Here is a 25,193-nt window from a genome sequence, read left to right as displayed (position 1 = left end):
ACGGCTCGCATGAGCGGACGGCTGCAAGACAAGGTCGCGCTGATCATCGGCAGCGCGCGCGGCATCGGCAAAGGCATTGCGCAGCGCTTTGCCGAGGAAGGCGCGCGGCTGATCCTGGCTGACAGCGAGGTCGAGGCAGGCCAAGCGACCGCGGACGAGCTCGGCGCTGCCTTCATCCGTACCGACATCTCGCAGATGGCCGACGCCGAGGCTGCGGTGGCACTGGCGCTCCGCCTTCACAGTCGCCTCGACATCGTTGTGCAGAATGCCGGCATCTATCCCTGGCAGCTCATCGAAAACACCAGCCCGGACGACTGGGACCGGGTCATGGCGGTCAATCTGCGCGGCACCTTCAACGCCACGCTGGCGGCACTGGCGCCGATGAAGGCGCAAGGTTACGGGCGCATGCTCTACACCTCGTCGATCACCGGCCCGCACGTCACCAGCCCCGGTCACGGCCACTATGCCGCGAGCAAGGCTGGCATCAACGGCTTCATCCGCTCGGCGGCGCTGGAATTTTCCGGCTACGGCATCACCGTCAACGGCGTCGAGCCGGGCAACATCCTGACCGAAGCGATCGAGCTGCATCGCGGTGCCGCCTACATCAAGAACATGGAGGATTCCATCCCGTTGGGACGCCTCGGTAGCCCGCGCGACGTCGCCAACGCCTTCCTGTTCCTGGCCTCCGACGACGCCAGCTACATCACCGGCACCACCATTGTCGTCGACGGCGGCCAGCTTTTGCCCGAAGGCAAGGATTTCCGGCTGCTGCCGCCGTGATCAGCCGGGTTTCTTGTAAAGCAACAATTCGGGCCGGTACTCGAAATGCATGGTGTCATAATGATACCAGCGCCCGCCCCAGATGAAGCCGTTTTTCTCAAACAATTCCACGATTTCCAGAGGAATCCGGTTCTTGAATGGAATGTGCGCGTTCGGGTCGGGTTTGTTTCTGTTGTTATACCAATAGTCGGAGAAACCTACATTGATATCGAAGGCTGCGCCGAAAGAGTGGACGCTCAGCCGGTTTGTGCCGGCGATAGGCCGCCAGACAAAGCCGCCACCGGGCTTGAGCCCGTAACGGCTCAGCTCCGCTGGCATCGCCTCCAGCGCATCGGAGACCTTGCCCAGCCGGTCGTTGATGCCGAAAACCCTGGTGACCTGCACGGTTTTCTTGGCAAGTTTCGGCAGCCATTTGACGTTGGCGATGTGCTTTCCCACTTCCGCGGCACTTTTGCCGTAGAGCTTCTCGAAGAAGGCTTCGTTGCGGATACGGCCGGGATCGAAATCGTCCGCCGGGACCAGCGCACCCGCCGCTGCCGTCGGATAGACGTAGCGAAACATGTCTTCGATGTCGGGGCTCTCCAGCAGCGCCTCGGCGTCGCGCGCCTTGCCGTCGTCCCACACCATCGTGGTGCCGTCGGTCCAGGTCAAAACATTGCCCTTGATGGTGAAAAGTCCGGGATAGGCCTTGAGCAGGGCCGCTTTAGCCGCCGGCTGGTCGACGCCATCGCCGGCATCCGTCGCATAGGCGAAACGCCCAGCGCCGCAGATTGCCAGCAAGATTGCCAGCGGCAACAGCCAGCGCCCTGAATGGTCGATCATTTCTTGTCTCTCCCCAAGAGCCCAGTGCGACATTGCTACCGAAGACCCTTATCAAATCCAAATGGGCAGCAGCTCCCTGCCCCATGTCTGGATCTCGCCCCCGTCATGGTGCCTGCCTTGCGATGGCTTTCATTCATCGTGCATTTAGCCAGGTTGCTATAGGATAGCTCGCGTGAATCATAAGGGAGACAAATCGTGTCAAAAACCTCCAACGCCCTGATTCGGATGGCGCTCACATTCATTTGCCTGGTTGGCCTTGTTTCGGCCGCTTCTGTTCTTTTCCCGGCCACCGCGTCGGCCCAGCGCATGCAGCGATGCGCTGACGAGGGCGGCATCTGCCGCCTGCCCTATCCAGCCGAAGTGGTCTACGGCGCGCGCGGCCAGACCACCTCCCGCTTTTTCGACCGCCCCGCCGTGCCCTGCTCGAATCGCGTCTTTGGCGATCCCGCGCCCGGCCGCGACAAGGCCTGCTACATCGTTAGGCGCGGCGGCGGTAACGATTATGGCGACAATGACGACGACAATTACGGTGACGACGACTACGGCCAGGGCCGCGGCAGGTGGGTGGCCTGCGCCAGGGAGAATCAGTACTGCGATTTCCGTGGCCGCAGACTGGTGAGATACGGCGCGCGCGGTCAGTTCACGCAAGGCGTGTTCAGGAACGGCGTGCGCTGCGGCAACGACGCATTCGACGAGGATCCCGCTCCCCGGGCGAAGAAGACCTGCTACATCAGGCAGTAGCTAGCACACCGGCAGCAAGTCGGGCGCGGCCGATTGTGGCCGCGTCCTCGCTATCGGTCATACGCAGCTGAGTTGCGAACATGAAGGCAATGGACATCGAGGCATGGGCCGGCGTGCGGGATATGGTGGGCGATGACGGGCTCGAACCGCCGACATCTTCGGTGTAAACGAAGCGCTCTACCAACTGAGCTAATCGCCCGCTCCGGGGCGGACCTTTAAGCGGTCGGGACTGGCTTCGCAAGGCCAAATGAGCAGGCGCGAGCTTAGCCGCATAGCGGTTTTCCCGGACAAAGTGCCGCCTGTCAAAAAACCTTCTCCTGTTTGCTGTTATGCTGTCGAGGTGCGCTTGACACCCGGTGGCGAACCCCTTATCCACCGCCCCAACGACGAACACGGCTGACACGTGCTCGTCCATGCGCGGGTGTAGCTCAGTTGGTTAGAGTGCCGGCCTGTCACGCCGGAGGTCGCGGGTTCGAGCCCCGTCACTCGCGCCATTTCTCTTCAAGGGTCACGATCCTTGGTGCCGGAGAAATGTCGACGTTGATGTCAAAAATGTCTCCTTGGATGCGTTAGTTCAGATTGATCGCCTTGCAGCGATCAATGGCAGCGCCCGGTGTAGCTCAGAGTGCCGGCTTGTCACGCCGGAGGTCGCGAACTCGAGCCCCGCTCGCACCATTTCCCTCGACTCCCTCTACGCCTTCCGATGTTTCCCGCCTGTAGATCAGACGGACGACGAGGCCGATGTATCCAAGCTGGAGAATTGCCATTGCAAGAACAGCCCAGCCGAGCGCCTTCCAGACGGAGCCAGTTGCCATGTCGGCCCAGATCGCAACGACTAACGACGTTGCGAACATGCCCACGAGAAATTGCGGAAAATACATGGTAGCCCAGCACCCCAATGTTTCGGCGATTCAGGCGGCTTCAAATCGGCACCTAAGAGCCCGCCGCTTCATTTTGAGAAGCAGCGGGCCCCAATCGCCCCCCGGCTTGCCAGGAGCGATGGATGCCCCCGGCGTTGCTGACAGTGCAATTGCGGTGCCAGACACGGTGACCCATTACCGGACATCTATGCCAATGGCGCAAGACCGGATTGCCGATTAACATTATCTGTGGCTAATATGCCACCCTGGTCGGGAAGGGACCAAGGTGGCGCGTTTTTTGGCAGGCTTGTTGGCAGCGACGCTGGTGGCGTCGGAAGGCAGATGCTGGTCCAAGGACACCAACAAGCAGATCTCCGAAGACGCACTGAGAACGATCAGCGCCCAGATGTATTCCGGCATCCTGAGCCAGGAATGCATGCACGGACGGCGCTACGTGCAAAGCCGAATCGAGAATGGTTTCAAACGGCACTTCGAGGAAATGAGGCTGCGGTTGATCGCGGATGAGTACACAATCGTGCCCAATGTGACAGAGACCAATTCACAGTGGACTCATTCGGAGATGGCTTTTGACGCCAAACGGCGCCTTGGCATGCCGCGCCAATTCGGTTGCCTTCATGCCTATTGGCTCGACGACGATCCAGACTGGTAAGGCCCCATAATGGGACGCGGTCGAGATCAAACTTTCGCCAGCAGCGCCTCGACCTCCAGCAGCGTCGGCATCGACGGCGCGGTGCCCGGTCGCGTTACCGAAATGCCGGCGACGGCGCAGGCGAAGCGCACCGCTTGCAGCGGCTCCACGCCTTTGGCGAGCGCTGCGGCCAGTCCGCCATTGAAGGCATCGCCCGCACCTGTGGTTTCGACCACAGGGCCGGCGCTGACCACGGGGACATGATCGGAACGGTTTGCCGTATGCAGCAGCGCGCCTTTTTCGCCGAGCGTGATGATGACCGAGCCGACGCCCTTTTTAAGCAGGTTGTCGGCGGCGCGGCGGGCGTCGTCGATGGAGGCGACCTTGATGCCGGTCAGTTCCTCGGCCTCGGTTTCGTTGGGGGTGACGTAGTCGCAAAGCGTGTAGATGCGGTCCGGCAGTTTTGCCGCCGGCGCCGGATTGAGAATGGTGGTCACCCCTGCCCCGCGCGCGATCTCGAGTGCGCGCAGTGCTGCATCGATCGGCTGCTCGAGCTGGGTGACGAAGACGCCGGACGAACCGATCAGGCCGGCATTGGCCTCGATGTCGTCAGGCGAGATCAGCATCGCAGCACCTGGACTGACGATGATGGCGTTGTTGCCGGTCGTCTCCTCGATGAAGATGTAGGCCGCACCGGTATAGCTCTGCGGCGTGTCGATGACGGCGGATTTCACGCCGGCATCTTTCCAGGTCGCCTTGGCCATGTCGGCGAAAGCATCAACGCCAAGCCGGGTCAGGAAGGTGATGTCGGCGCCGAGCTTGCCGGCTGCTACCGCCTGGTTCGAGCCCTTGCCGCCCGGCCCCAGTTTGAAGGAATTGCCAAGAATGGTCTCGCCCATGCGCGGCTGACGATCGGCGCGATAGGCGGTGTCGGCGACGAAGACGCCCAGTATGACGACAGGCTTGCCGGACGCCATTGTGCTACTCCGCATCCGGCGGCACGACGCCCTTGCGGAAGGCAAAACAGCCATAGAAGCGGCGCTCGCCCGTCTGGATGACGCAATAGGCCTTTTTGGCGCGTTCGTAGAAGGCGTAGCGCTCGACCGAAATCATCGGCCAGGCCTTGCCCTCGGCCTTGTCGATTTGCTTCTGCACCTCTTTTTGCACCGGAGGAATTTCGTTGGGTTTGCCGACGATCTCCATGCGGGCGGCCGCATCGTCGACGAAAGTGTCGAGAGGATAGAGCGACAGCACCGCCTTGACCACATCGGCCGCGGGCGCATCGATGCGCAACAATTTGCCGAGCACGGTCTGGCGCGCCACCGAATCGGCGGGGAAATTGGTGTCGGCGATGATCAGGTCGTCGCCGTGGCCCATCGCCCTGAGCGCCTGGAGCACATCGGCGTTCAGCAACGGGTTGATCCCTTTGAGCATGGCAGTCCTCGTCAAACAGGTTTGGTCAAAAGTCGATTGGAAATCAGAGCCGGTTGCCGGTCTCGGCGTCGAAGAGATGCACCTGGTCAAGCCGCGGCTTCAGGTGCAGCGTGTCGCCCGGTTTGAAGTCGTGGCGTTCGCGAAACAGCGCCACCATCTCGCCCTCGCCGAAGCGCAGGAAGACCAGCGTTTCGGAGCCGGTCGGCTCGACCACCGAAATCTTCGCCGGCACGCCGTCGGGGTGGATTTCGAGATGCTCGGGCCGCACGCCGTAGACGACACTGCGCCCTTCCACGACCTTACTGTTGGCGGCAATCGGGAACGGCGTGCCGGCAATCTCGACCACAGGCTTGTCGCCCTTCCTCACCACGCCCTTGAGCAGGTTCATCGACGGCGAGCCGATGAAGCCTGCGACAAACAGATTGGCCGGCCGGTCGAACAATTCCAGCGGCGCGCCGACCTGTTCGATGCGGCCATCGCGCATGACGACGATCTTGTCGGCCATGGTCATGGCCTCGATCTGGTCGTGGGTGACGTAGATGGTGGTGGTCTTCAGCCGCTGGTGCAGTTCCTTGATCTCGGTGCGCATCTGCACCCGCAACTTGGCATCGAGATTGGAGAGCGGTTCGTCGAACAGGAACACTTGCGGGTTGCGCACGATGGCGCGGCCCATGGCGACGCGCTGGCGCTGGCCGCCGGAGAGCTGGCGCGGATAGCGTTTCAAATAGGGATTGAGGTCGAGGATGTCGGCCGCACGCTTGACCCGTTCGGCCACCACGGCCGGGTCGGTTTTGCGCAGCTTGAGCGCAAAGGCCATGTTCTGCTCGACGGTCTTGTGCGGATAGAGCGCGTAGTTCTGAAACACCATTGCGATATCGCGCTTAGCCGGCGGCAGATGGTTGACGACACGGTCGCCGATGGCGATCGTTCCGCCGGATATGGTTTCCAGCCCCGCCACCATCCTGAGCAGCGTGGACTTGCCGCACCCCGACGGGCCGACCAGCACCACGAACTGCCCGTCGGCGATATCGACACTGACATCGTGCAGGACCTTGACGGTTCCGAACGCCTTGGCCACATTGGTGATCGCGACTTGAGCCATCGTCCCCCCTTTCCTCGCGGTGAAGCTAGCCATTGCCAACGGCAAGGGCAAGTCAGTATCTTATAGATAAAAAGTCATTCGTGTTGACAAGGTAATCGATTACGCGAATAGTGGCGAGTGCCAATCCGACAGTCGGATTTTTTCCCGAAAATCGGAGCTTCAGGCGACGCAGGGTGGGGTCCCACGTCCCCGTATGATATAGGAGAACCGCAGGCGTTTCGGCGTCCGAGGATTGGTATTTCAATTCACGACTGTGTTCTGGGAGGAATAGATGAGAGTCGGTCTGTACGAAAAACTCGTCCGCGCGGGTGCGACCCGGCGTGACATACTCAAAGGTGCGGCCTCGATGGCCGCGATCGCCGCCGCTTCCGGCGCCGGGCTCGGCGCTTTCACGCGCCCGGCTGCCGCCGCCAGCGAGCTGCGCTCCAAAATCCTGCAGATCCCCGGCGTCGGCAAAGGCCAGCCGACGGATTCCGACTTCCAGAAGGTCGGCGAACTCTGCCTGGAAGCTACCAAGGCCAACGTCAAGGAAGGCGAATTCGCCGGCGTCGAGCTCACCTTCATGGGCCTCAACAACCAGAACCTTCACAATGTTTTGTTCCGCGGCTTCCTGAAGCCGTGGGAGGCCTATACCGGCGCCAAGATCAGCTGGATCGATCTGGCGCAGGCTGATTACAACGCCCGCCTGCAGCAGTCGATTGCCACCGGCACCGTCGACTTCGACATCATCGAGATGGGCGCGCCCTTCGAAGGCGATGTCTGCGGCAAGGGCCTGACCTCCGAAATGCCGGACTGGGTCAAAGAGCAGATCGACATGAAGGATGTCGTTGCCTATCTGCAGCCGCCGGTCGGCACCTGGGACGGCAAGCAGTATCGTGTCACCGTCGACGGCGATGCGCATAACTTCAACTACCGCACCGACGTGTTTGCCGATGCCGACCTCGCCAAGGCGTGGAAGGATGGCGGCGCGACCACCGAATGGGGCGTGCCGAAGACCTGGCAGGAAGTACAGGCCGTCACAAAATTCCTCAAGGGCAAGCAGTTCAACGGCCAGGACGTGTTTGGCTATCTCGATGCGCCCAAGGCCTGGGGTGGTTTCGGCTTCTACTTCCTCGGCAGCCGCGCCACCGCCTATGCCAAGCATCCAGACGACAAGGCCTGGCTGTTCGATGCCGACACAATGAAGCCGCGCGTCAACAATCCGGCCTGGGTGCGCGCCATCCAGGACGTCATCGACGCATTGCCTTCGGAACCGGCCGACCAGATCAATGCCGATCCGAATACCACCGCCTTCCAGCAGTTCCTGGCCGGCACCGGCTCGATGGTCACCTGGTGGGGTGACGTCGGCTCCAACGTCAAGACCAACGATAGCTCGGTCGTCGGCGACGTCACCGGCTTCTCGATCCTGCCGGGATCCGACGATGTCTACAATTCCAAGACCGGCGCCTGGGACAAGCTCGCCAGCGGCCCGAACTATGCGCCGAACTGCGCCTATCTCGGCTGGGGCGTCTATGTCATGGCCCGCGTCGATGGCGACGAAAAGAAGAAGAAGGCGGCATGGTCGGCCGCCGCCCATCTCGGCGGCAAGGACCTGTCGATCTGGACGGCGATGTATCCGTCGGGCTTCCAGCCCTACCGCAACTCGCATTTCGACATTCCGGAATGGGTGGCGGCAGGCTACGACGAGGCGTTCATCACCTCGTATCTCAAGTCGGAAGCCGACAGCTACAACCATCCGAACGCGGCGATCGAGCCGCGCATCCCCGGCATCTTCCAGTACTATTCCGCTGCCGAGGACATTCTGGCCAACACATTCGCCGGCAAAATGAAGGCGCAGGAAGGCGCTGACGCCATTGCCGCGGCCTGGGAAAAGCTGACCGACCAGATCGGCCGCGAAAACCAGATCAAGCTCTACAAGGCCTCGCTCGGCATGTAGACTGTTATCGTGAAATGGGCCGGCGGCGCAAAGCCGCCGGACCTAACCGGCTCGGGCCGGTCGCAGGCATAGTTTTGAACGGACGGGACGCGTGGCTGACCAGACCACCAATGCATGGCCGGCAAACGCCGGTCCAGCCGATCTGATCTCGCCAAGCCGCAAGCAGCTTGGCTTTGCCGTGATGGCGCTAGCCACGCTTGGCCTGCTGGCGGTGATCGCGCTGCAGATCCTCTACAAGAGCGAAGTCACCACGCTCGGTTTCGAGACCTGGCGCCCCATCGTCTACGCCTACATTCTGTGGGGCGTGGCGCTTGGCGTCGGCCAGGTGCTGACGCGCGGCGAGGACGGCCAGCGCGCGCTGTTCCTGCTGCCCGCGCTTTTGTTCACCATCGCCATGGTGATCTTCCCGACCCTGTTCGGCTTCTACATCGCGCTGACCGACTGGAACTTGTCGTCCTTCGCCGGCCGCAAGTTCAACGGGCTCGACAATTTCTGGCAGATGCTGGCTGACCCCTACTACCGCAATGCGCTGTTCAACATGGTGCTCTATGTGCTCGCCGTGCTGGTCGAGTACGTCATCGCCTTCGGCCTGGCGCTGCTGCTCAACGCGCAGATCCGGGCGCGCAAATTCTTCCGCGTCGTCTTCCTGATGCCGCTGATGCTGTCGCCGGTGGCGGTGTCGTGGATGATCGGCAAATCGCTGATGGAGTACCGCTTCGGGCCGGCGGCGACGCTGGCGCGTCATCTCGGCTGGGAAAACCCCGCCTTCTTCTCCAACCCGATCACCGCCCGCATCTCGATTATGGTGCTCGACGCCTGGACCTTCATCCCGTTCATGATGATCATGCTGCTGGCCGGCCTGCAGGCGATGTCTCGCGACGTGCTGGAAGCGGCACGCGTCGATGGCGCCACGACCTGGCAAACCTTCTGGCAGGTCACCTTCCCGCTGATGCTGCCGGTATCGGTGACGGCGGTGATCCTGCGCATCATCTTCAAGCTGAAGCTTGCCGACATTATCATCACCGTCACCTCCGGCGGCCCCGGCGGTGCCACGGACTCGGTCTCGAGCTTCATCTACCGCGAATACCGCGACCGTTCGAATGTCGGCTACGGCACCATGCTGGCGATGGCCTATCTCGTCATCATCGTCGTGTTCGTGACCTGGCTGTTGAAATTCGCCAACCGCTTCGTGCGCAACGTGAACTGACGGGGAAGCATGAGCGTCCAGACCACCGACTATGTCGCTTCCGAAATCCGATCGCCGGTGGGCTTTTTGGCCAATCGCGCGTTCATTTATGGCGCGTTGGCGTTCTGGGCCTTCATCTGCCTGTTCCCGATCTACTGGACGATCACCACCTCGTTCAAGACGGCCGTCGACGTCACCCAGGGCCACCTCATCCCCTTTGTCGACTTCCAACCGGACTGGAAGGGCTGGCGCTCGCTCGGCCTGTCGCCGGATTCGATCTTCCAGACCTCGACGGTGCGCGAGGAATTCTTCAAGCGCTTCATGAATTCGGTCATCACCTCGGTCGGTGCATCGAGCCTTGCGATCGTCATCGGCAGCCTCGCCGCCTACGGGCTGACCCGCTATCGCTACCAGTTCGCCTGGTTTAAGAACGAGGACATCTCGTTCTTCTTCCTGTCGCAGCTGATACTGCCGCCGGTGGTGCTGGCCCTGCCCTTCCTGGTGCTCTACCGCGAAGTCGGCCTGCTCGACACCCGCATCGGGCTGATCCTGCTCTACACGCTGATGGTGCTGCCGATCGTCATCTGGATCATGCGCGACCAGTTCAACTCGATCCCCGTCGAGCTCGAGGAGGCCGCCTTGGTCGATGGGCTGTCGATCTGGGGCGCCTTTTTCCGCATAGTCATGCCGATTGCGCTCCCCGGCATGGTCGCCGCCTTCATCCTGGCAATGGTGCTGTGCTGGAACGAGTACTTTTTCGCCGCGCTGCTGACCTCGACCGATGCCAAGACCATTCCGGTCATGGTGGCCAGCCAGACCGGCTCACAAGGCATTAACTGGTGGTCGATGGCGGCGCTCGCCACCGCCGCGATCGCGCCGCTGGCGGTGATCGGAATTGCGCTGGAGCGGTATCTTATCATGGGCATGACGGCTGGGGCGATAAAGTAGGATCCAATACAGGGCAGCGCGGCAAGGCCGCTTATGCCCCCATGAGCACCGATTTTATCCGGTCGCGGAACTTCTCCGCGGTCTTGGCGGTGCTGAAGTCGCGCGTCTCAAACCGTTCGCCCTTCACCGTCGTCAGGACGACCGTGTAGGTCGGACCTCCACTGTCCCACTCGATTTTCCTCAGGCTGAAGTCGGCTATGTCTTCCGGCAGCACATGATGCCGGCGCAGAAAGATCGGGTTGCGCAGCACGATGTCGATGCGCCCGCGGCGGACGATCCAGCGCACCGCCGGGCTGAAGATGGCCGCATATACAAACGGGATGCCGACGGCATAGGCGCCGAAAATAATGAAGAGAAAGAACGGGCTGGCGACGCTCAACGGCCAGACGCCGCGATAGAGCTCCCATGTCGGCATGACAATGCAGAACAGGCCGGCAAGTCCGAGAAAGAGGCGCGTGGCGACATGCATCGGAATGTCGTGCCGCAACCGCCCGTCCCTGCTGATCTCGTCCATGCCAAGCCTCCAAGCCGACGATGGCGGCGGAAGGTGAAAAAGCCGTAACGTCCAAAAGGCGGCCGATGATCAGGGCTTCAAAATGGCGCGCAGGTGATCGAGGATCATGGCGACACCCTTTTGCCCGAGTTCGGCGGACGCCTCCGGCGCGCTTGCCGTGTACCAGCTTGTGTTGTCTGCGAAATGTCCGGCATCGACTGCTTCCGGGCACAGCGCCAGCATCAGGGAGGTCTCGCCGATGCCGGCATGGTCGAACGGGTACTTGCCGTTCATGGCGGCCGACATCAGCGGATGCACCTGCACCCAGTTGAAGAAATTTTCTCCCGCGGCGTGCCCGGCATAATAGTCGGCCATCTCGTTCGCGCCCCACCAGCCCTCGCCGCGCTGCTTCTCGAGGAAGCGGAAGATCGCCTGGCGGCCGGCGGTCTTGAAGGCGAGATCGGTCGGCATCCCCGCCGCGAAATTCTCGGTCTGGTGGTGGATGATGGCGTGGATGTTGCGAAAGCCGACGCGCAGCAGGCTGTAGAACAGCTCTTCGCCGAACGGCGCCAGCTGATTGCCGCCGACCTGCACCGAGCCGCTGCCTTCGGGCGCTGCCACCGCATAGCTCGCCGCGCCGTAATAGAAAGGCGGCAGGATGACGATGTCGCTCCCCTTTTCGTAGAGCTCCAGCGTCTTGATAACGGCCAGCGTGTCCATGCCGACGGCCATGTGTTCGCCGTGATATTCGAGCACGCCAAGCGGGAGGGCGACCGGCCAGTTCTCGGCGATCGCCTTGCGGATCTGGTGCGGCAGCATCAATTCGTAGCGCATCGCGCCTACTCCATGTTGGTGTGGCGGGCGCGCATGGCCTCCGACGACTGGCCGGTCAGCCCCTTGAGCTTCAGCACCATCACCTCGAACAGCAGGAACAGTGCGCCTTCGAAGACCGAGCCCATCGGCAGCAGCGATGTCTTTTGCGGCCCTTGGTCGCGCGCCATGGTCTGCGCCGGGATAAGCAGGGTGTAGTCTGCAAGAGCCGCCGCACTGCCGCCAGCCTCGGCAGTGAGCAGCAGCACTGTCGCGCCTGCCTGTCGGGCAACCTGCATCAGGGTAAGCACCGTCGTGGTCTCGCCCGGGCCTGAACTGACCAGGAACACATCGCCCGGGCCAAGAGGTGGCGTGTTCATGTCGCCGACCACCGACACGTCGAGCCCAAGGTGATAGAGCCGCATGGCGAGGCCTTTGAGCTGCAAGGCCTCGCGGCCGCAGCCATAGACGACGATCTTCTGCGCGCGTGCGAGCGTTGCGCAAGCAGTGTCGATGCCGGCTTCGTCGATGCGCGCCAGCACGGCGCCCAGCTCTTGCAGGGCGGTCGCGAACATATCCGAGCCGGCATTCGTCATCAGGGTTCCGCCAAGGTTGTGGCCGGGATTTCCGGTTGCGAATTTGCGGGGAAAGGCTTGTTTTTGTTCATGCTATCACCGCGAAAATGCGTGTCCAACAGCCGCCGCGGCTTTTGCTGCGCCACCGGCGTGATAGTGTCATGTCAGACAAATCAATCCAGGAAATCTCAAGCGACATGAAGACACGGCATTTCGACCGCATCGGCAATGGCGGCATCGACTTCACCGAACTTGGCTTCGGCAGCGCGCCGCTCGGCAACCTCTACCGCGCCGTCCCCGATGCGGATGCCAATGCGACGCTGGAGGCGGCCTGGGCGACCGGCTGCCGCTACTACGACACCGCGCCGCTCTATGGCTTAGGTCTCGCCGAAACCCGGCTCAATGCCTTCCTGCGCGGCAGGAAGCGCGATGACTATGTGCTGTCGAGCAAGGTCGGCCGCCTGCTGCGTGTCTGCCCGCCGGAAGAGCGCACCGCCATCGGCAAGTTCTTCGACACGCCGACGCGCCGCGAAATCTACGACTACAGCTATGACGGCGTCATGCGCTCGTTCGAGGCATCGCTGGAACGGCTCGGCGTCGACCGCATCGACATCCTTTTCGTCCATGACCTCGACATCTTCACCCATGGCAGCAAGGAAGCGTCCGACCAGCGCATCGAGGAGTTCATGGCCTCGGGCTATTACGGCCTGCTGGCGCTGCGCGACCAGGGTGTGATCAAGGCGTTCGGCGGCGGCATCAACGAATGGGAGGTTTGCCAAACGCTGGCCGAGCGCGGCGATTTCGACCTGTTCCTGCTGGCCGGGCGCTACACGCTGCTGGAGCAGGAAGCGCTTGCCACCTTCCTGCCGCTCTGTGAGAAGCGCGGCATCGGCATCGTGCTCGGTGGCCCCTACAATTCCGGCATACTGGCGACCGGGCCGAAGCCAGGCGCCTATTACAATTACTCCGAGGCGCCTCAGGACATCATGGATCGCGTCGGGCGCATCGAAGCCGTCTGCAAGCGCCACGGCATCAGGCTGATCGAGGCAGCGCTGCAGTTCCCGCATCTGCACCCGTCCGTGGTGTCGGTCATCCCCGGCGGCCAGCGGCCGGCCGAGGTTGAAAGCAACCGCGCACTGCTTGACGCCAAGCTGCCCGCGGCACTTTGGGTCGATCTCAAGCGGGAAGGCCTGATGAGGGCCGACGCGCCGGTGGGCTGAAGGCTCGCCTCAGCGGGCTGACGGCCTGCCGCGTCGCGTTGCCATCGAGGCAAAAGAAAAGCCGGGCGAACCCGGCTTTTCAAGATTCTCTGAAAAGAAAAAATGGTCTTAGTTGACCGCGTCCTTGAGGCCTTTGCCGGCCGAGAACTTCGGCACGGTACGCGCCGGAATCTTCACTTCCGCGCCGGTCTGCGGATTGCGGCCAGTCGACGCCGCACGCTTGGATACGGTGAAATTTCCGAAGCCGACGAGCCGTACATCGCCGCCCTTCTTCAGTTCGCCAGTGATGACGGAGAACACCGCATCGACCGCCGACTGTGCGTCACCCTTCGAAATGCTAGCGGATTCAGCGACAGCGGAAACCAGTTCGTTCTTGTTCATAAAAATTCCCTTCCATGAGAAAAACCGGAACTCTTCGACTCATCCGGCAGGAAACGGACTTTAGAAAGAAGCGTTCTCGCAACCAAGTCGAAAAGCGCGGAAAAAGTTCGAAAAAGCCCGGAAAAGGTGGGTTTTTCACATGAAAAAGCCGGGCTCAAGGCCCGGCTCTCTCTTTGTGCACTGCACCTTTAGTATTTTCTAATGTGCAAGCGACTTTCCAGCATCGTCGGCGCTGTCGGTCGTGGCCGGCGGATTGACCGGCTCGACCCACTCGATCGGCTCCGGCATGCGCACCAGCGCGTGCCTCAGAACCTCGCCGACGCGTGAGACCGGAATGATCTCCATGCCGTTCTTCACGTTGTCCGGAATCTCCGCCAGATCCTTGGCGTTGTCTTCCGGGATCAGCACCTTCTTGATGCCGCCGCGCAGTGCGGCAAGCAGCTTTTCCTTGAGGCCGCCGATCGGCAAGATGCGGCCGCGAAGCGTTATCTCGCCAGTCATCGCCACATCGGCCCGAACCGGAATACCCGTCAGTATCGACACAATGGCTGTCGCCATGGCGGCACCTGCGGACGGTCCGTCCTTCGGCGTGGCACCCTCCGGCAAGTGCACGTGGATATCGCGCTTGTCGAACAGCGGCGGCTCGATGCCGAAATCGACAGCTCTTGAGCGGACATAAGAGGCCGCCGCCGAAATCGATTCCTTCATCACGTCGCGCAAATTGCCGGTCACCGTCATACGGCCCTTGCCGGGCATCATGACGCCTTCGACCGTCAGCAGCTCGCCGCCGACTTCCGTCCAGGCAAGACCGGTGACGACACCGACCTGATCGTCAGCCTCGACCTGACCGAAGCGGAAGCGCTGAACACCGAGGTAGTCGGCGAGGTTCGCCGCCGTGATGCTCACCGTCTTCTTCTTGGTCTTCAGGATCTCGGTCACCGCCTTGCGCCCGAGCTTCATCAGCTCGCGCTCCAGGCTTCTGACACCCGCTTCACGGGTATAGGTCTGGATGATGCCGCGGATCGCGTCCTCGCTGACCGAAAATTCCTTCGGCTGCAGCGCGTGGTCGCGAACCACCTTGGGCATCAGGTGACGCTTGGCGATCTCGATCTTCTCGTCTTCGGTGTAGCCGGCGATACGGATGATCTCCATGCGGTCCATCAAGGGCGCAGGGATGTTCAGCGTGTTCGCCGTCGTCACGAACATCACGCTCGACAGGTCGTATTCGACCTCGAGGTAATGGTCCATGAACGTCGAGTTCTGCTCGGGATCGAGCACCTCGAGCAAGGCCGATGACGGATCACCGCGGAAGTCCTGGCCCATCTTGTCGATCTCGTCGAGCAGGAAGAGCGGGTTGGACCTCTTGGCCTTCTTCATCGACTGGATGACCTTACCGGGCATCGAACCGATATAGGTGCGGCGGTGACCACGGATCTCCGCCTCGTCACGTACGCCGCCGAGCGCCATGCGGATGAACTCGCGGCCGGTCGCCTTGGCGATCGACTTGCCGAGCGAGGTCTTGCCGACGCCGGGAGGGCCGACGAGGCACAGGATCGGCCCCTTCAGCTTCTTCTGGCGGCTTTGCACGGCGAGATACTCGACGATGCGGTCCTTGACCTTGTCGAGCCCGAAATGATCGGTATCGAGCACGTTCTGCGCGAACGCCAGGTCCTGCTTGACCTTGGAGTTCTTGCCCCACGGGATCGACAGGATCCAGTCGAGATAGTTGCGCACGACGGTCGATTCAGCCGACATCGGCGACATCGTCCGCAGCTTCTTCAGTTCGGCTTCCGCCTTTTCGCGGGCCTCCTTGGAAAGCTTGGTCTTCTTGATGCGCGCCTCGATCTCGGCGGCCTCGTCGCGGCCGTCCTCGCCTTCGCCGAGCTCCTTCTGGATCGCCTTCATCTGCTCGTTGAGGTAGTATTCGCGCTGCGTCTTCTCCATCTGGCGCTTGACGCGCGAGCGGATGCGCTTCTCCACCTGCAGGACGGAGATTTCGGCTTCCATGAAGCCCATGGCCTTTTCCAGCCGTTCCTTAACGGAAAGCGTGGCCAGCATCTCCTGCTTTTCAGGGATCTTGATGGCGAGGTGCGACGCAACCGTATCGGCGAGCTTGGAATAGTCGTCGATCTGGCTGGCGGCGCCCACCACTTCGGGCGAGATCTTCTTGTTCAGCTTGACGTAGTTTTCGAAGTCGGTGACGACCGAACGGGCGAGCGCCTCGACCTCGACCTCTTCCTCCTCCGGCTCGACCAGCGCGGCGGCGCGGGCTTCGTGGAAGTCCGGACGGTCGGTGAACGAGACGATTTTGGCACGCGAAGCGCCTTCCACCAGCACCTTGACGGTGCCGTCGGGCAGCTTCAGCAATTGCAGCACATTGGCGAGCGTGCCGATGTCGAAAATCGCATCGGGCTCGGGATCGTCATCGGCGGCATTCATCTGGGTGGCAAGCAGGATCTGCTTTTCCTGACCCATAACCTCTTCCAGCGCCTTGATCGATTTTTCACGCCCCACAAAGAGCGGAACGATCATGTGCGGGAACACCACGATGTCGCGCAGTGGGAGGACTGCGAAGACGCCGTCGCTGGGAGCCTTGGATATTTTGGCCATTGTCCAACCTTTCATGTCGCGGCCGCTTATTTTAGCCAACCGCGAATCTCATATTAACGACCGTGGGTCGTTCCGCCTACCACCGTTTGTGACGGGAGTTTTACAGCACAGAATTCGGCACCACGGCCTTCCAGTGTTAGTTGGATGCACGAGGGGCAAAGATCAAGGGTTAACACCGGCAGTTCCTCGGCTATTGCGGCCGGATCGCGGCAAGGCGGCCAGCCCACAACAGCTAGAGAGGCGCAACATCAAGGCAGCGTTGCGGCGTCGGGCGAAAATTCGGCCGCTGAAGGCTGGATTTGTCCACCAAAGACGGGAGCCTGAGCCGACTTCGGAAAAAGCGGATTGCTCAGAAGGTTGGCCTCGATCTTGTCCCAGCCCTTGCGCGCTGCCCAATCGAAAGCCGCCAAACCTTTTTCCGTGCGTTCCTCGGCATCCGTGAAATCCCGGAACACCAGTGCCTTGCCAACCCGGAAATAGGAGAACCACACCCAGGGACGGCGGCAGAACCATCGCGCCAGCTCCCAGTGAAACTCGTCGATAGCGGCCTGAACCAAGGGCCCGACGACCACGACCTGCTCCCACCTGAAATAATCCTGGTAGAGGCGGCGCTTGTCGTCGTCGTTCGGTTGCACGCCTGCCATGGCCTGTTTCTCGGCATTGGCGATCGCGTGCCGCAGCGGCCCCGGCATACGACCGGCCAGATGCGGAGGTCGGGATCGAGCCGCAGCAAATGCAGCGTCACCCAGGTCTCCCTGAACACCACGCGATTGATGTCGCGGAACTTGTCGACGAACCTGTCGTAGGAGGCGATGCATTCGGCGCGGGACAAGGAGGTGGTGACATCGATCACCGAGAGCACCCTCGCCGCGGCGTCGGCGATCTTAAGGTACCAGCGCGCCCACAAGGCGCCATGCGCGGCGATCAACGCAAAGGGAAAGCTGCGGCCGCCGCTCGTGTAGAGTTCGTGATAGGAGGCGGCGCGCAAAGCCATGTCATCGAGCGAACCGGCCCGCGCTTCGGCTTCGGCCCAGATCTGCTTTATATCGAGCATTACTGTTCGGTCGGCCGCAACCGGCTCAACGTCGACGACTGCCATTCGCCACCCCATGCCGCCAAAAGCCTAGCGGCATCAGGATAACATCCGACAAAGTTCTTGCTTCAAATGCGACCTAACGTTGCAGCCCCGGCGCCTTTTCAATCCGCAAAAGGAAACGGCGCCCGCAGGCGCCGTTCAAGATCAAAGGCTTTGATCGTCAACAGCTTACGCGCTGACGTTGCCCTTCTTTTCCTTCTGTTCGGAATAGATGTAGAGCGGCCGGGCGCTGCCGGTCACCACTTCTTCCGAAATCACCACTTCGCGCACGCCTTCCAGCGCGGGGAGTTCGAACATGGTGTCGAGCAGGATCGCTTCCATGATCGAGCGCAGGCCGCGGGCGCCTGTCTTGCGCTCGATGGCGCGCTTGGCGATCGCCGACAGCGCATTCTCGTGGAAGGTCAGGTCGACACTCTCCATCTCGAACAGCCGCTGATACTGCTTGACCAGGGCGTTCTTCGGCTCGGTCAGGATCTGGATCAGCGCCGGCTCGTCGAGGTCCTCAAGCGTCGCCAGGACCGGCAGACGGCCGACAAACTCGGGAATGAGGCCGAACTTCAGGAGATCCTCGGGCTCGACCAGGCGGAACACGTCACCGGTGCGGCGATCCTCGGGCGAAGCGACGATGGCGCCGAAGCCGATCGAAGTCTTCCGGCCGCGATCCGAGATGATCTTGTCCAGCCCGGCGAAGGCACCGCCGCAGATGAACAGGATGTTGGCGGTGTCGACCTGCAGGAATTCCTGCTGCGGATGCTTCCTGCCGCCCTGCGGCGGCACGGAGGCGACCGTGCCTTCCATGATCTTCAACAGCGCCTGCTGCACGCCCTCGCCCGACACGTCGCGGGTGATCGAGGGGTTGTCGGACTTCCGCGAAATCTTGTCGATTTCGTCGATGTAGACGATGCCGCGCTGGGCGCGCTCGACATTGTAGTCCGCCGACTGCAAGAGTTTCAGGATGATGTTTTCGACGTCCTCACCGACATAACCGGCTTCGGTCAGGGTCGTGGCGTCGGCCATGGTGAAGGGCACGTCGATGATACGGGCCAGGGTCTGGGCCAGCAGCGTCTTGCCGCAGCCGGTCGGGCCGATCAGCAAGATGTTGGACTTCGCCAGTTCGACATCGTTGTTCTTGCCGGCATGCGCCAGGCGCTTGTAGTGGTTGTGCACGGCCACCGACAGCACGCGCTTGGCGTAGGGCTGGCCGATGACATAGTCGTCGAGGACCTTGAGGATCTCCTGCGGGGTCGGCACGCCCTCGCGCGACTTCACCATCGAGGTTTTGTTCTCCTCGCGGATGATGTCCATGCAGAGCTCGACGCACTCGTCGCAGATGAACACCGTCGGGCCGGCGATCAGCTTGCGCACCTCGTGCTGGCTTTTGCCGCAAAACGAGCAATAAAGCGTGTTCTTGGAATCACCGCTGTTGTTGCCGACCTTGCTCATTTTCCTGTCCTTTCATCGCCGCCCGCCGATCGTCTGGCTGAAACGGCGCATATTCTATCTATCGCGGGAATTCGCCGCCGCCAGTGTCCCGGCTCCCGCAACGCAATCCGTACGAAACACAAATCAGAAAACGTAGCAATGATTCGCGCCAACCCCGCACAAAGCTAAGCCGTCGAAAATCAACATAGCATTAACGTAGGCAATCCCATCCGCCGAGGGAACAGCCAATTGTGGCCGAAATGCCGCAAATTCCAGCAAAAGCGCGTTATCCCGCCATTCAACTGCCATGCAGCCTTATGCGGCAGCGCCTTCGACCGGCTCGCGCGACGAAATGACCTTGTCGATGAGGCCGAAATCCCTGGCTTCGTCGGCGGTCATGAAATGGTCGCGGTCAAGCGTCTTTTCGATCTCTTCGTAGCTCTTGCCGGTGTGCTTGACATAGACCTCGTTGAGGCGGCGCTTCAGCTTGATGATGTCCTGGGCGTGGCGCTCGATGTCGGAAGCCTGGCCCTGGAAGCCGCCGGAAGGCTGGTGAACCATGATGCGGGCGTTCGGCGTGGCAAAACGCATATCCTTCTGGCCGGCGGTCAGAAGCAGCGAGCCCATCGAAGCCGCCTGGCCGATGCACAGCGTCGACACCGCCGGCTTGATGAACTGCATGGTGTCGTAGATCGCCATGCCCGAGGTCACCACGCCACCCGGCGAGTTGATGTAGAGGTTGATTTCTTTCTTCGGGTTCTCGGCCTCGAGGAACAAAAGCTGTGCACAAACCAGCGTGGCCATGCCGTCTTCGACCGGGCCGGTGATGAAAATGATGCGCTCCTTCAAGAGGCGCGAGAAAATGTCGTAAGCCCGCTCGCCGCGATTGGTCTGCTCGACCACCATCGGAACGAGGTTCATGTAGGTTTCGACGGGGTTCTTCATGGACTATCCCTTTTGGAGATGGGGATTCCGGCGCCGGAAACATTAGCAATCGGGCAGAATCGGTTCTGGACGGTTAGGATGTAAATAGGATGCCGGCTCACCCTAGCGCAAGGCCGCCTTCTCCTAGCCATCTGGTTAAGTTGAATCAAGGTTTCCGCGCAAGGGGAAGCCCGAATGTGGCCGGTCGCGCTTTCGGTGTAGCAATTCCTTAACCGCATCGCTTAACGAAATGCGGCGAAACCGCTTTCCCCAGAAGAACCATCCCCTACAATTCAACGTTGAACCTGCGTTTTTCGAGTTCACACAGGGGAGTGCCATGATCAGGAAAACTGCTTGCCTCGCCATTTCCGGCCTGGCCGGTCTCGGCATGGTGTCCGAAGCGGTCGGCGGTGGCCGCGCCGTCGAATGCTACGAGCCGGTGCACAGGCCGGCGCTCTATGACACCGTCTATGAAGACGTCATGGTCAGCCCCGGCGGGCAGCTGGTTGATTACGATCCGCCGATCTATGGCACGATGGAGCGCGTCGAGCAGATCGCGCCGCCCCGCGTCACCTATGAGGTCGTGCCGGCCATCACCCGCACCGTCTATCACACGGTCAAGGTCGACGATGGGGGCTATGCCTGGGAATGGCGCGTCATCCACGGACGCCGGGTGCTGTGCAAGGTCTGGCGCAAGGCCCGCTATGCGCGTGTCGCCGAAACGGTGGTAGTTGAACCAGAACGCACCCGTCGGGTTGTGCTGCCGGCCGAATATGAGAGCGCTGCCCATGAAGTGCTGGTGCGGCCAGAGCGGCGGCACGTCACCGAGATTGCGCCGTCATACCGGAGGATTGCGCGCCGGGTGGTGGTGCAGGACGGCTCGACCAGCTGGCGCCGCGTGCATATTGCGAGGCACTGCCAGGATTAGAGTTCGGCACGTCGTCGAGGGCCGTCTCGGTTGGTTCAATCTATAGGCCCGTCGGCAGCCAACATACGGTCTGGCACCAAGCTGGCAAGCCGCGCTAATGGTCTGGCATGACCAAATCCATGCCGCCCTACCTCTCCTTTGATTCAGCCGCGCGCCGCCTGCGGCTCGACCCGCACGAGCCGGCGTTTTTCCAGAACCCTTACGATGCCTATGCCTTCCTGCATGGCCGATCGAACGCCTTTTTCTGGGAAGAATTCGGCTTCTGGTGTTTTGGCGGCTTCGACGACGTCAACCGGCTGCTGCGCGACCGCCGTTTCGGCCGCCAGAATCCGGCCGGCATTCCCGACAGCCGCGGCATCGGCGAGGATCGCTCGCATCTCGCCGCCTTCGACGGCATCGAGGTGAATTCGATGCTGGAGCTGGAGCCGCCGGTGCACACCAGGCTGCGGACCCTGGTCAACCGCGCCTTCGTCTCGCGGCAGGTCGAGCGGCTGCGGCCGCGCGTCGAAGCACTGGCCAATGAGCTGATCGACCGGTTCGAGCCGGGCCAGGTCGACCTGCTGCCGTCTTTCGCCGCGCCCTTGCCGATCACCATCATTGCCGAAATGCTCGGCGTGCCGGTCGAGATGGGGCCGCAACTGCTCGACTGGTCGCACCAGATGGTCGCCATGTACATGCATGGCCGCACCCGCGAGACAGAGGAAACGGCCAATCGCGCCGCGCACGATTTTTCCGACTTTTTGCGCGGCTACGTCGCCGAGCGGCGCAAAAAGCCCGGCGACGATTTGTTGTCGCTGCTGATCGCGGCGCAGCAAGATGGCCAGAAACTCTCCGAGGATGAGCTGGTCTCGTCCGCCATCCTGTTGCTCAATGCCGGTCACGAGGCGACGGTCCACCAGACCGGCAATGCCGTGCGCACGCTGCTGGCACAAGGCGGCGACCCCGGCCGCTTCTTCACCTCGCCGGAGGCTACCGCGGCCACCGTCGAGGAATGCCTGCGCTTCGACGCGCCGCTGCACATGTTCACCCGCTATGCCTATCATGAGATCGAGGCGACATCAGGGGTTATCGTACAACCGGGCGAGACTATCGGCCTGCTGCTCGGCATGGCCAATCACGACCCGCTTGCCTTTGCCGAATCCGAGGTCTTCCGGCCCGGCCGCGCCGACCAGAAAAACGTCTCGTTCGGCGCCGGCATCCATTTTTGCATCGGCGCGCCGTTGGCTCGGCTGGAATTGCAGGTGTCGCTGAAAACCCTGTTCGAGCGGCAGCCGCAACTCCATCTTGCGGAGGAGCCGCGCTTCCGCGACACTTACCACTTCCATGGGCTGGAAAGGCTCGCCGTCGGGTTCTGACGCGAGGGCCGGGGTGCTAAAATGAGACTGTTTTCGACCCGGGCGATAGCATTCGCCCTCGCCTTGCTGTGCGCCTGCATCGCAACCGCGTCCGCCCAACAGCAAACCGACAACATACAGTGGCAAAACAGCATGGCCTTTGCCAATGGCGGTCGGCCTGCTTGACCGCCAAACCAGTTCCTTCAGAGCTTGAGCACATACTCCTTGCGAGTCGTTTCAAGCACTTCCCAGGTGCCCTTGAAGCCCGGCCTGAGCACGAAACTGTCGCCGGCGCGCACCGTGCGCGCCTCGCCACCGTCCTCGGCAACCACCGAAACGCCGGACAGGATGTGGCAGAACTCCCACTCGTCATAGACGATGCGCCATTTGCCGGGCGTCGCTTCCCAGATGCCGGCGTAGAGGCCGCCATCACGCTCCTCGACATTCCAGGTACGGAATTTCGGATCGCCCGCAATCAGGCGATCCGGCGCCGGGGCGCCATGTTCGGCGTCGACACTGTCGAGGCCGATGGACACGAATTTCGGTTCAGCCATGATCAGACCTTGGCCAGCGCCTGTTCCAGATCGGCGACGATGTCGTTGACATCCTCGATGCCGATGGAAAGCCGGACCGTGTCCGGCCCAGCACCGGCCTTGACCTTCTGCTCGTCGGAAAGCTGGCGGTGCGTGGTCGAGGCCGGGTGAATGACCAGGGACTTGGTGTCGCCGACATTGGCCAGATGCGAGAACAGTTCCAGCGCCTCGACGAATTTGACGCCAGCCTCATAGCCACCCTTCAGGCCGAAGGTGAACACGGCGCCCGCTCCCTGCGGCGAGTATTTCTTCTGCAGCGCGTTGTTCTTGTCGCCGGGCAGACCGGGATAGTTCACCCAAGCGACCTTGGAATGGTTGGACAGCCAGCCGGCGACGGTGACGGCATTGTCGCAGTGGCGCTGCATCCGGAGCGGCAAGGTTTCCAGGCCGGTCAGGATCAGGAAGGCGTTGAAGGGCGAGATCGCCGGGCCAAGGTCGCGCAGGCCGAGCACGCGCGCGGCGATGGCGAAGGCGAAATTGCCGAAGGTTTCGTGCAGGACGAGGCCGCCATATTCGGGGCGCGGCTCCGACAGCATCGGATACTTGCCCGATTTCGACCAGTCGAAGGTGCCGCCGTCGACAATGGCGCCGCCGATCGAATTGCCGTGACCGCCGATGAATTTGGTCAGCGAATGGACGACGATGTCGGCGCCATGCTCGATCGGCCGCACCAGATACGGCGAGGCCAGCGTGTTGTCGACGATCAGCGGCAGGCCGTGCTTGCGGGCAATTTCGCCGATCTTTTCGATGTCGACGAAGACGCCGCCCGGATTGGCCAGGCTCTCGATGTAGATCGCCTTGGTCTTGTCGTCGATCTGGCTCTCGAAGGTCGAGATGTCGTTGGTGTCGGCCCAGCGTACCTCCCAGCCATAGTTCTTGAAGGCGTGGCCGAACTGGTTGATGGAGCCGCCGTAAAGCCTTGTTGCGGCGACGAAATTGTCACCGGGCCGCATGAGATTGTGGAACACGATCACCTGCGCGGCATGGCCGGAAGCGACGGCAAGTGCGGCCGTGCCGCCTTCGAGCGCCGCGATCCGCTCCTCCAGCACCGCCTGGGTCGGGTTCATGATGCGGGTGTAGATGTTGCCGAAGGCCTTCAGCCCGAACAGCGAGGCGGCATGGTCGGCATCGTCGAAGACGAAAGAGGTCGTCTGGTAGATCGGCGTTGCGCGCGCTCCCGTCGCCGGGTCTGGCTTGGCGCCGGCATGGACGGCGAGCGTGTTGAAACCGGGCGTACGGGTCATCGAAACCTCCCTCTCCTGAATCCTCTGAAAATCGCCGGGCATTCTTGGCGAAGCGCGGTCACGAATGCAAAGAAGAAAATACCTTTCGGCGGATCATCTGCGATGAACGCGCAGGAAAATCCAATTCTTCCCGGAATAATATTCTGCCTGAGCCGCAATGCGTCCGCCGGCGTTCTCGCACATCACTTCTGGCGCACGCCGAAACTCTGGAATCCCGACCGCATCAGCGGCTTCTTGGACGACAGGACGCCGGAGTTGACGCCGGTCCAGCCGATCTCGCCGGACAGCTTGCCATATTCGATCTTGGGGCAGCGGTTCATCACCACCTTCATCCCCGCCGCCTCGGCACGCGCAGCCGCTTCGTCATCGCGCACGCCAAGCTGCATCCAGATCACTTTCGGCAAGGGATCGAGCTTAAGCACCTCATCGACAATGCCGGGCACCGCCGGCGAGGCGCGAAAAATGTCGACCATGTCGACCGGTTCAGGGAGATCGGCAATGCTGGCATAGGTCATGCGGCCGAGGATTTCCTTGCCGGCCTGCCCCGGATTGATCGGAAACACCGAAAAGCCCTTGGCCAGCAGATATTTCAGCACGAAAAAGCTCGGCCGGACGTCGTTGGCCGACGCACCAACCATGGCTATGGTCTTCACCGAATTGAGGATGCCGCCGATATAGGCATTGTCGTAGGCGTCGTGGTTCATGCCTCGTCCTCATACAGCGCTTCGGCGAGAAAGCCATCCGGATCGCCGCAGAAATCGCGCATCATGCAAAATGGTCGGTGTCTTGAAGATCGATCGGATCGAGGCCGAAGCGGCTGGTGCGGAACAGCCACGCGCTAGTGGCGAAGCCCTGACGCTTGGTACCCGCGTAGAAAGTCTGGAGAAGGCCCTCGCGGCCTGCCGCTCCTGTGTTGGCGGTGGCGTTCGAAGGCCCGGAATGACAGCACGTGGTGCGGCTACGCCATTGCCGGCTGCCAGTGTGGATGATGGTAGCGGCCTTTCTTGTAAACGGTTGATTTTGTTTATGGTTAGCAGCGGAGAAGAGATTCGAATCCCGACAGAAAGATTATGATTCCGGCAAAAAGAGCATAACCTATGGCGAG

General features: G+C 61.7%; 25 protein-coding genes and 2 tRNA genes. 11 read left to right on the top strand and 16 right to left on the bottom strand.

Annotated elements, in window-relative coordinates; translation table 11 throughout:
- The first annotated feature begins 9 nt into the window (after positions 1 to 9).
- Positions 10 to 780: an SDR family oxidoreductase gene (locus tag FJV77_RS17745; RefSeq protein WP_142868063.1), complete on the top strand. Its 771-nt coding sequence runs from the start codon at positions 10 to 12 to the stop codon at positions 778 to 780.
- Here FJV77_RS17745 and FJV77_RS17740 read toward each other — a convergent pair whose 3' ends face one another.
- Positions 781 to 1,602, bottom strand: coding sequence for a M15 family metallopeptidase (locus tag FJV77_RS17740; RefSeq protein ID WP_185970360.1), 822 nt, complete (start codon positions 1,600 to 1,602; stop codon positions 781 to 783).
- A gap of 195 nt (positions 1,603 to 1,797) precedes the next feature.
- Here FJV77_RS17740 and FJV77_RS17735 point away from each other — a divergent pair, with 195 nt between their 5' ends.
- A complete protein-coding gene (locus FJV77_RS17735) occupies positions 1,798 to 2,343 on the top strand; it encodes a hypothetical protein (RefSeq protein WP_348643827.1) in 546 nt (181 codons plus the stop codon).
- A gap of 123 nt (positions 2,344 to 2,466) precedes the next feature.
- On the opposite strand, the gene FJV77_RS17730 is transcribed toward FJV77_RS17735, so the two are convergent.
- Positions 2,467 to 2,542, bottom strand: a tRNA-Val gene (locus FJV77_RS17730).
- A gap of 218 nt (positions 2,543 to 2,760) precedes the next feature.
- Between FJV77_RS17730 and FJV77_RS17725 the strand changes: the two genes are divergently transcribed.
- Positions 2,761 to 2,837: transfer RNA gene (locus tag FJV77_RS17725), tRNA-Asp, on the top strand.
- A 652-nt stretch (positions 2,838 to 3,489) separates the two neighbouring features.
- The gene (locus FJV77_RS17715) at positions 3,490 to 3,873 is read left to right on the top strand and encodes a hypothetical protein (RefSeq protein ID WP_142868060.1); all 384 of its coding nucleotides are present in this window, start codon (positions 3,490 to 3,492) and stop codon (positions 3,871 to 3,873) included.
- Between the two features lie 26 nt (positions 3,874 to 3,899).
- Here FJV77_RS17715 and rbsK read toward each other — a convergent pair whose 3' ends face one another.
- From rbsK to ugpC, 3 genes are read right to left on the bottom strand one after another with little or no spacing between them, the layout of a single operon-like run.
- Positions 3,900 to 4,829 (bottom strand): ribokinase, encoded by a 930-nt coding sequence (gene rbsK / locus FJV77_RS17710; RefSeq protein WP_142868059.1) that lies wholly within the window; start codon positions 4,827 to 4,829, stop codon positions 3,900 to 3,902.
- A gap of 4 nt (positions 4,830 to 4,833) precedes the next feature.
- The gene (locus FJV77_RS17705; RefSeq protein ID WP_142868058.1) at positions 4,834 to 5,286 is read right to left on the bottom strand and encodes an RbsD/FucU family protein; all 453 of its coding nucleotides are present in this window, start codon (positions 5,284 to 5,286) and stop codon (positions 4,834 to 4,836) included.
- 43 nt (positions 5,287 to 5,329) lie between these two features.
- The gene (gene ugpC, locus FJV77_RS17700) at positions 5,330 to 6,388 is read right to left on the bottom strand and encodes a sn-glycerol-3-phosphate ABC transporter ATP-binding protein UgpC (protein WP_142868057.1); all 1,059 of its coding nucleotides are present in this window, start codon (positions 6,386 to 6,388) and stop codon (positions 5,330 to 5,332) included.
- Positions 6,389 to 6,659: 271 nt separating this feature from the next.
- Here ugpC and FJV77_RS17695 point away from each other — a divergent pair, with 271 nt between their 5' ends.
- The 3 genes from FJV77_RS17695 to FJV77_RS17685 all read left to right on the top strand — a co-directional run bounded on the left by FJV77_RS17695 (position 6,660) and on the right by FJV77_RS17685 (position 10,458).
- Complete coding sequence (locus tag FJV77_RS17695) at positions 6,660 to 8,324, top strand: sugar ABC transporter substrate-binding protein (RefSeq protein ID WP_142868056.1); 1,665 nt, start codon at positions 6,660 to 6,662, stop codon at positions 8,322 to 8,324.
- 91 nt (positions 8,325 to 8,415) lie between these two features.
- Positions 8,416 to 9,531, top strand: coding sequence for a sugar ABC transporter permease (locus FJV77_RS17690; RefSeq protein ID WP_142868055.1), 1,116 nt, complete (start codon positions 8,416 to 8,418; stop codon positions 9,529 to 9,531).
- 9 nt (positions 9,532 to 9,540) lie between these two features.
- Positions 9,541 to 10,458, top strand: a complete 918-nt coding sequence (locus FJV77_RS17685) for a carbohydrate ABC transporter permease (protein WP_142868054.1) — start codon at positions 9,541 to 9,543, stop codon at positions 10,456 to 10,458.
- A 31-nt stretch (positions 10,459 to 10,489) separates the two neighbouring features.
- Here FJV77_RS17685 and FJV77_RS17680 read toward each other — a convergent pair whose 3' ends face one another.
- The 3 genes from FJV77_RS17680 to FJV77_RS17670 form a co-directional block, all read right to left on the bottom strand.
- Positions 10,490 to 10,972: a hypothetical protein gene (locus FJV77_RS17680; RefSeq protein ID WP_142868053.1), complete on the bottom strand. Its 483-nt coding sequence runs from the start codon at positions 10,970 to 10,972 to the stop codon at positions 10,490 to 10,492.
- Positions 10,973 to 11,041: 69 nt separating this feature from the next.
- A complete protein-coding gene (locus tag FJV77_RS17675; protein ID WP_142868052.1) occupies positions 11,042 to 11,785 on the bottom strand; it encodes a creatininase family protein in 744 nt (247 codons plus the stop codon).
- 5 nt (positions 11,786 to 11,790) lie between these two features.
- A complete protein-coding gene (locus FJV77_RS17670; protein WP_142868051.1) occupies positions 11,791 to 12,357 on the bottom strand; it encodes an SIS domain-containing protein in 567 nt (188 codons plus the stop codon).
- Positions 12,358 to 12,533: 176 nt separating this feature from the next.
- On the opposite strand from FJV77_RS17670, the gene FJV77_RS17665 reads away from it, so the two are divergent.
- Positions 12,534 to 13,556 (top strand): aldo/keto reductase, encoded by a 1,023-nt coding sequence (locus FJV77_RS17665; RefSeq protein ID WP_142868157.1) that lies wholly within the window; start codon positions 12,534 to 12,536, stop codon positions 13,554 to 13,556.
- Positions 13,557 to 13,664: 108 nt separating this feature from the next.
- Here the strand turns inward: FJV77_RS17665 and FJV77_RS17660 are convergent, their stop codons facing one another.
- The 3 genes from FJV77_RS17660 to FJV77_RS17650 all read right to left on the bottom strand — a co-directional run bounded on the left by FJV77_RS17660 (position 13,665) and on the right by FJV77_RS17650 (position 17,239).
- Positions 13,665 to 13,937 carry an HU family DNA-binding protein gene (locus FJV77_RS17660; RefSeq protein WP_112392385.1) on the bottom strand — a complete coding sequence of 91 codons (273 nt, stop codon included), beginning with the start codon at positions 13,935 to 13,937 and terminating at the stop codon, positions 13,665 to 13,667.
- Between the two features lie 198 nt (positions 13,938 to 14,135).
- On the bottom strand, positions 14,136 to 16,547 hold the full coding sequence (gene lon / locus FJV77_RS17655; RefSeq protein WP_142868050.1) for an endopeptidase La: 2,412 nt from the start codon (positions 16,545 to 16,547) through the stop codon (positions 14,136 to 14,138).
- 248 nt (positions 16,548 to 16,795) lie between these two features.
- The gene (locus tag FJV77_RS17650) at positions 16,796 to 17,239 is read right to left on the bottom strand and encodes a hypothetical protein (protein ID WP_142868049.1); all 444 of its coding nucleotides are present in this window, start codon (positions 17,237 to 17,239) and stop codon (positions 16,796 to 16,798) included.
- A 221-nt stretch (positions 17,240 to 17,460) separates the two neighbouring features.
- On the opposite strand from FJV77_RS17650, the gene FJV77_RS17645 reads away from it, so the two are divergent.
- Positions 17,461 to 17,688, top strand: coding sequence for a hypothetical protein (locus FJV77_RS17645; protein ID WP_142868048.1), 228 nt, complete (start codon positions 17,461 to 17,463; stop codon positions 17,686 to 17,688).
- 123 nt (positions 17,689 to 17,811) lie between these two features.
- Here the strand turns inward: FJV77_RS17645 and clpX are convergent, their stop codons facing one another.
- Together clpX and clpP are read right to left on the bottom strand one after the other, a co-directional pair.
- Complete coding sequence (gene clpX, locus FJV77_RS17640) at positions 17,812 to 19,086, bottom strand: ATP-dependent Clp protease ATP-binding subunit ClpX (protein WP_023682305.1); 1,275 nt, start codon at positions 19,084 to 19,086, stop codon at positions 17,812 to 17,814.
- A 294-nt stretch (positions 19,087 to 19,380) separates the two neighbouring features.
- A complete protein-coding gene (gene clpP, locus FJV77_RS17635; RefSeq protein ID WP_142868047.1) occupies positions 19,381 to 20,010 on the bottom strand; it encodes an ATP-dependent Clp endopeptidase proteolytic subunit ClpP in 630 nt (209 codons plus the stop codon).
- Positions 20,011 to 20,326: 316 nt separating this feature from the next.
- Between clpP and FJV77_RS17630 the strand changes: the two genes are divergently transcribed.
- Entirely contained in the window at positions 20,327 to 20,917 is a 591-nt protein-coding gene (locus tag FJV77_RS17630; RefSeq protein WP_142868046.1) for a hypothetical protein, read from the top strand.
- A gap of 107 nt (positions 20,918 to 21,024) precedes the next feature.
- Positions 21,025 to 22,272 carry a cytochrome P450 gene (locus FJV77_RS17625; RefSeq protein WP_142868045.1) on the top strand — a complete coding sequence of 416 codons (1,248 nt, stop codon included), beginning with the start codon at positions 21,025 to 21,027 and terminating at the stop codon, positions 22,270 to 22,272.
- A gap of 182 nt (positions 22,273 to 22,454) precedes the next feature.
- Here the strand turns inward: FJV77_RS17625 and FJV77_RS17620 are convergent, their stop codons facing one another.
- The 3 genes from FJV77_RS17620 to FJV77_RS17610 all read right to left on the bottom strand — a co-directional run bounded on the left by FJV77_RS17620 (position 22,455) and on the right by FJV77_RS17610 (position 24,792).
- On the bottom strand, positions 22,455 to 22,805 hold the full coding sequence (locus FJV77_RS17620; protein WP_142868044.1) for a cupin domain-containing protein: 351 nt from the start codon (positions 22,803 to 22,805) through the stop codon (positions 22,455 to 22,457).
- 2 nt (positions 22,806 to 22,807) lie between these two features.
- On the bottom strand, positions 22,808 to 24,088 hold the full coding sequence (locus FJV77_RS17615; RefSeq protein ID WP_142868043.1) for an O-acetylhomoserine aminocarboxypropyltransferase: 1,281 nt from the start codon (positions 24,086 to 24,088) through the stop codon (positions 22,808 to 22,810).
- Between the two features lie 182 nt (positions 24,089 to 24,270).
- The gene (locus tag FJV77_RS17610) at positions 24,271 to 24,792 is read right to left on the bottom strand and encodes a CoA-binding protein (RefSeq protein ID WP_142868042.1); all 522 of its coding nucleotides are present in this window, start codon (positions 24,790 to 24,792) and stop codon (positions 24,271 to 24,273) included.
- Between the last annotated feature and the right edge of the window lie 401 nt (positions 24,793 to 25,193).

This window comes from Mesorhizobium sp. WSM4306 (assembly GCF_007003975.1).
In the GTDB taxonomy this organism is placed as follows: domain Bacteria; phylum Pseudomonadota; class Alphaproteobacteria; order Rhizobiales; family Rhizobiaceae; genus Mesorhizobium.
This window is presented reverse-complemented; position numbering and strand designations above follow the sequence as displayed.

What these genes read in the sequence shown, in the direction of transcription:
- FJV77_RS17745 (WP_142868063.1), top strand. Translation starts at nt 10, where the DNA reads ATGAGCGGACGGCTGCAAGACAAGGTCGCGCTGATCATCGGCAGCGCG.
- FJV77_RS17740 (WP_185970360.1), bottom strand. Translation starts at nt 1,602, where the DNA reads ATGATCGACCATTCAGGGCGCTGGCTGTTGCCGCTGGCAATCTTGCTG.
- rbsK (WP_142868059.1), bottom strand. Translation starts at nt 4,829, where the DNA reads ATGGCGTCCGGCAAGCCTGTCGTCATACTGGGCGTCTTCGTCGCCGAC.
- FJV77_RS17705 (WP_142868058.1), bottom strand. Translation starts at nt 5,286, where the DNA reads ATGCTCAAAGGGATCAACCCGTTGCTGAACGCCGATGTGCTCCAGGCG.
- ugpC (WP_142868057.1), bottom strand. Translation starts at nt 6,388, where the DNA reads ATGGCTCAAGTCGCGATCACCAATGTGGCCAAGGCGTTCGGAACCGTC.
- FJV77_RS17695 (WP_142868056.1), top strand. Translation starts at nt 6,660, where the DNA reads ATGAGAGTCGGTCTGTACGAAAAACTCGTCCGCGCGGGTGCGACCCGG.
- FJV77_RS17685 (WP_142868054.1), top strand. Translation starts at nt 9,541, where the DNA reads ATGAGCGTCCAGACCACCGACTATGTCGCTTCCGAAATCCGATCGCCG.
- FJV77_RS17680 (WP_142868053.1), bottom strand. Translation starts at nt 10,972, where the DNA reads ATGGACGAGATCAGCAGGGACGGGCGGTTGCGGCACGACATTCCGATG.
- FJV77_RS17675 (WP_142868052.1), bottom strand. Translation starts at nt 11,785, where the DNA reads ATGCGCTACGAATTGATGCTGCCGCACCAGATCCGCAAGGCGATCGCC.
- FJV77_RS17670 (WP_142868051.1), bottom strand. Translation starts at nt 12,357, where the DNA reads ATGACGAATGCCGGCTCGGATATGTTCGCGACCGCCCTGCAAGAGCTG.
- FJV77_RS17665 (WP_142868157.1), top strand. Translation starts at nt 12,534, where the DNA reads ATGAAGACACGGCATTTCGACCGCATCGGCAATGGCGGCATCGACTTC.
- FJV77_RS17660 (WP_112392385.1), bottom strand. Translation starts at nt 13,937, where the DNA reads ATGAACAAGAACGAACTGGTTTCCGCTGTCGCTGAATCCGCTAGCATT.
- lon (WP_142868050.1), bottom strand. Translation starts at nt 16,547, where the DNA reads ATGGCCAAAATATCCAAGGCTCCCAGCGACGGCGTCTTCGCAGTCCTC.
- FJV77_RS17650 (WP_142868049.1), bottom strand. Translation starts at nt 17,239, where the DNA reads ATGCCGGGGCCGCTGCGGCACGCGATCGCCAATGCCGAGAAACAGGCC.
- FJV77_RS17645 (WP_142868048.1), top strand. Translation starts at nt 17,461, where the DNA reads ATGCGCGGCGATCAACGCAAAGGGAAAGCTGCGGCCGCCGCTCGTGTA.
- clpX (WP_023682305.1), bottom strand. Translation starts at nt 19,086, where the DNA reads ATGAGCAAGGTCGGCAACAACAGCGGTGATTCCAAGAACACGCTTTAT.
- clpP (WP_142868047.1), bottom strand. Translation starts at nt 20,010, where the DNA reads ATGAAGAACCCCGTCGAAACCTACATGAACCTCGTTCCGATGGTGGTC.
- FJV77_RS17630 (WP_142868046.1), top strand. Translation starts at nt 20,327, where the DNA reads ATGATCAGGAAAACTGCTTGCCTCGCCATTTCCGGCCTGGCCGGTCTC.
- FJV77_RS17625 (WP_142868045.1), top strand. Translation starts at nt 21,025, where the DNA reads ATGACCAAATCCATGCCGCCCTACCTCTCCTTTGATTCAGCCGCGCGC.
- FJV77_RS17620 (WP_142868044.1), bottom strand. Translation starts at nt 22,805, where the DNA reads ATGGCTGAACCGAAATTCGTGTCCATCGGCCTCGACAGTGTCGACGCC.
- FJV77_RS17615 (WP_142868043.1), bottom strand. Translation starts at nt 24,088, where the DNA reads ATGACCCGTACGCCCGGTTTCAACACGCTCGCCGTCCATGCCGGCGCC.
- FJV77_RS17610 (WP_142868042.1), bottom strand. Translation starts at nt 24,792, where the DNA reads ATGAACCACGACGCCTACGACAATGCCTATATCGGCGGCATCCTCAAT.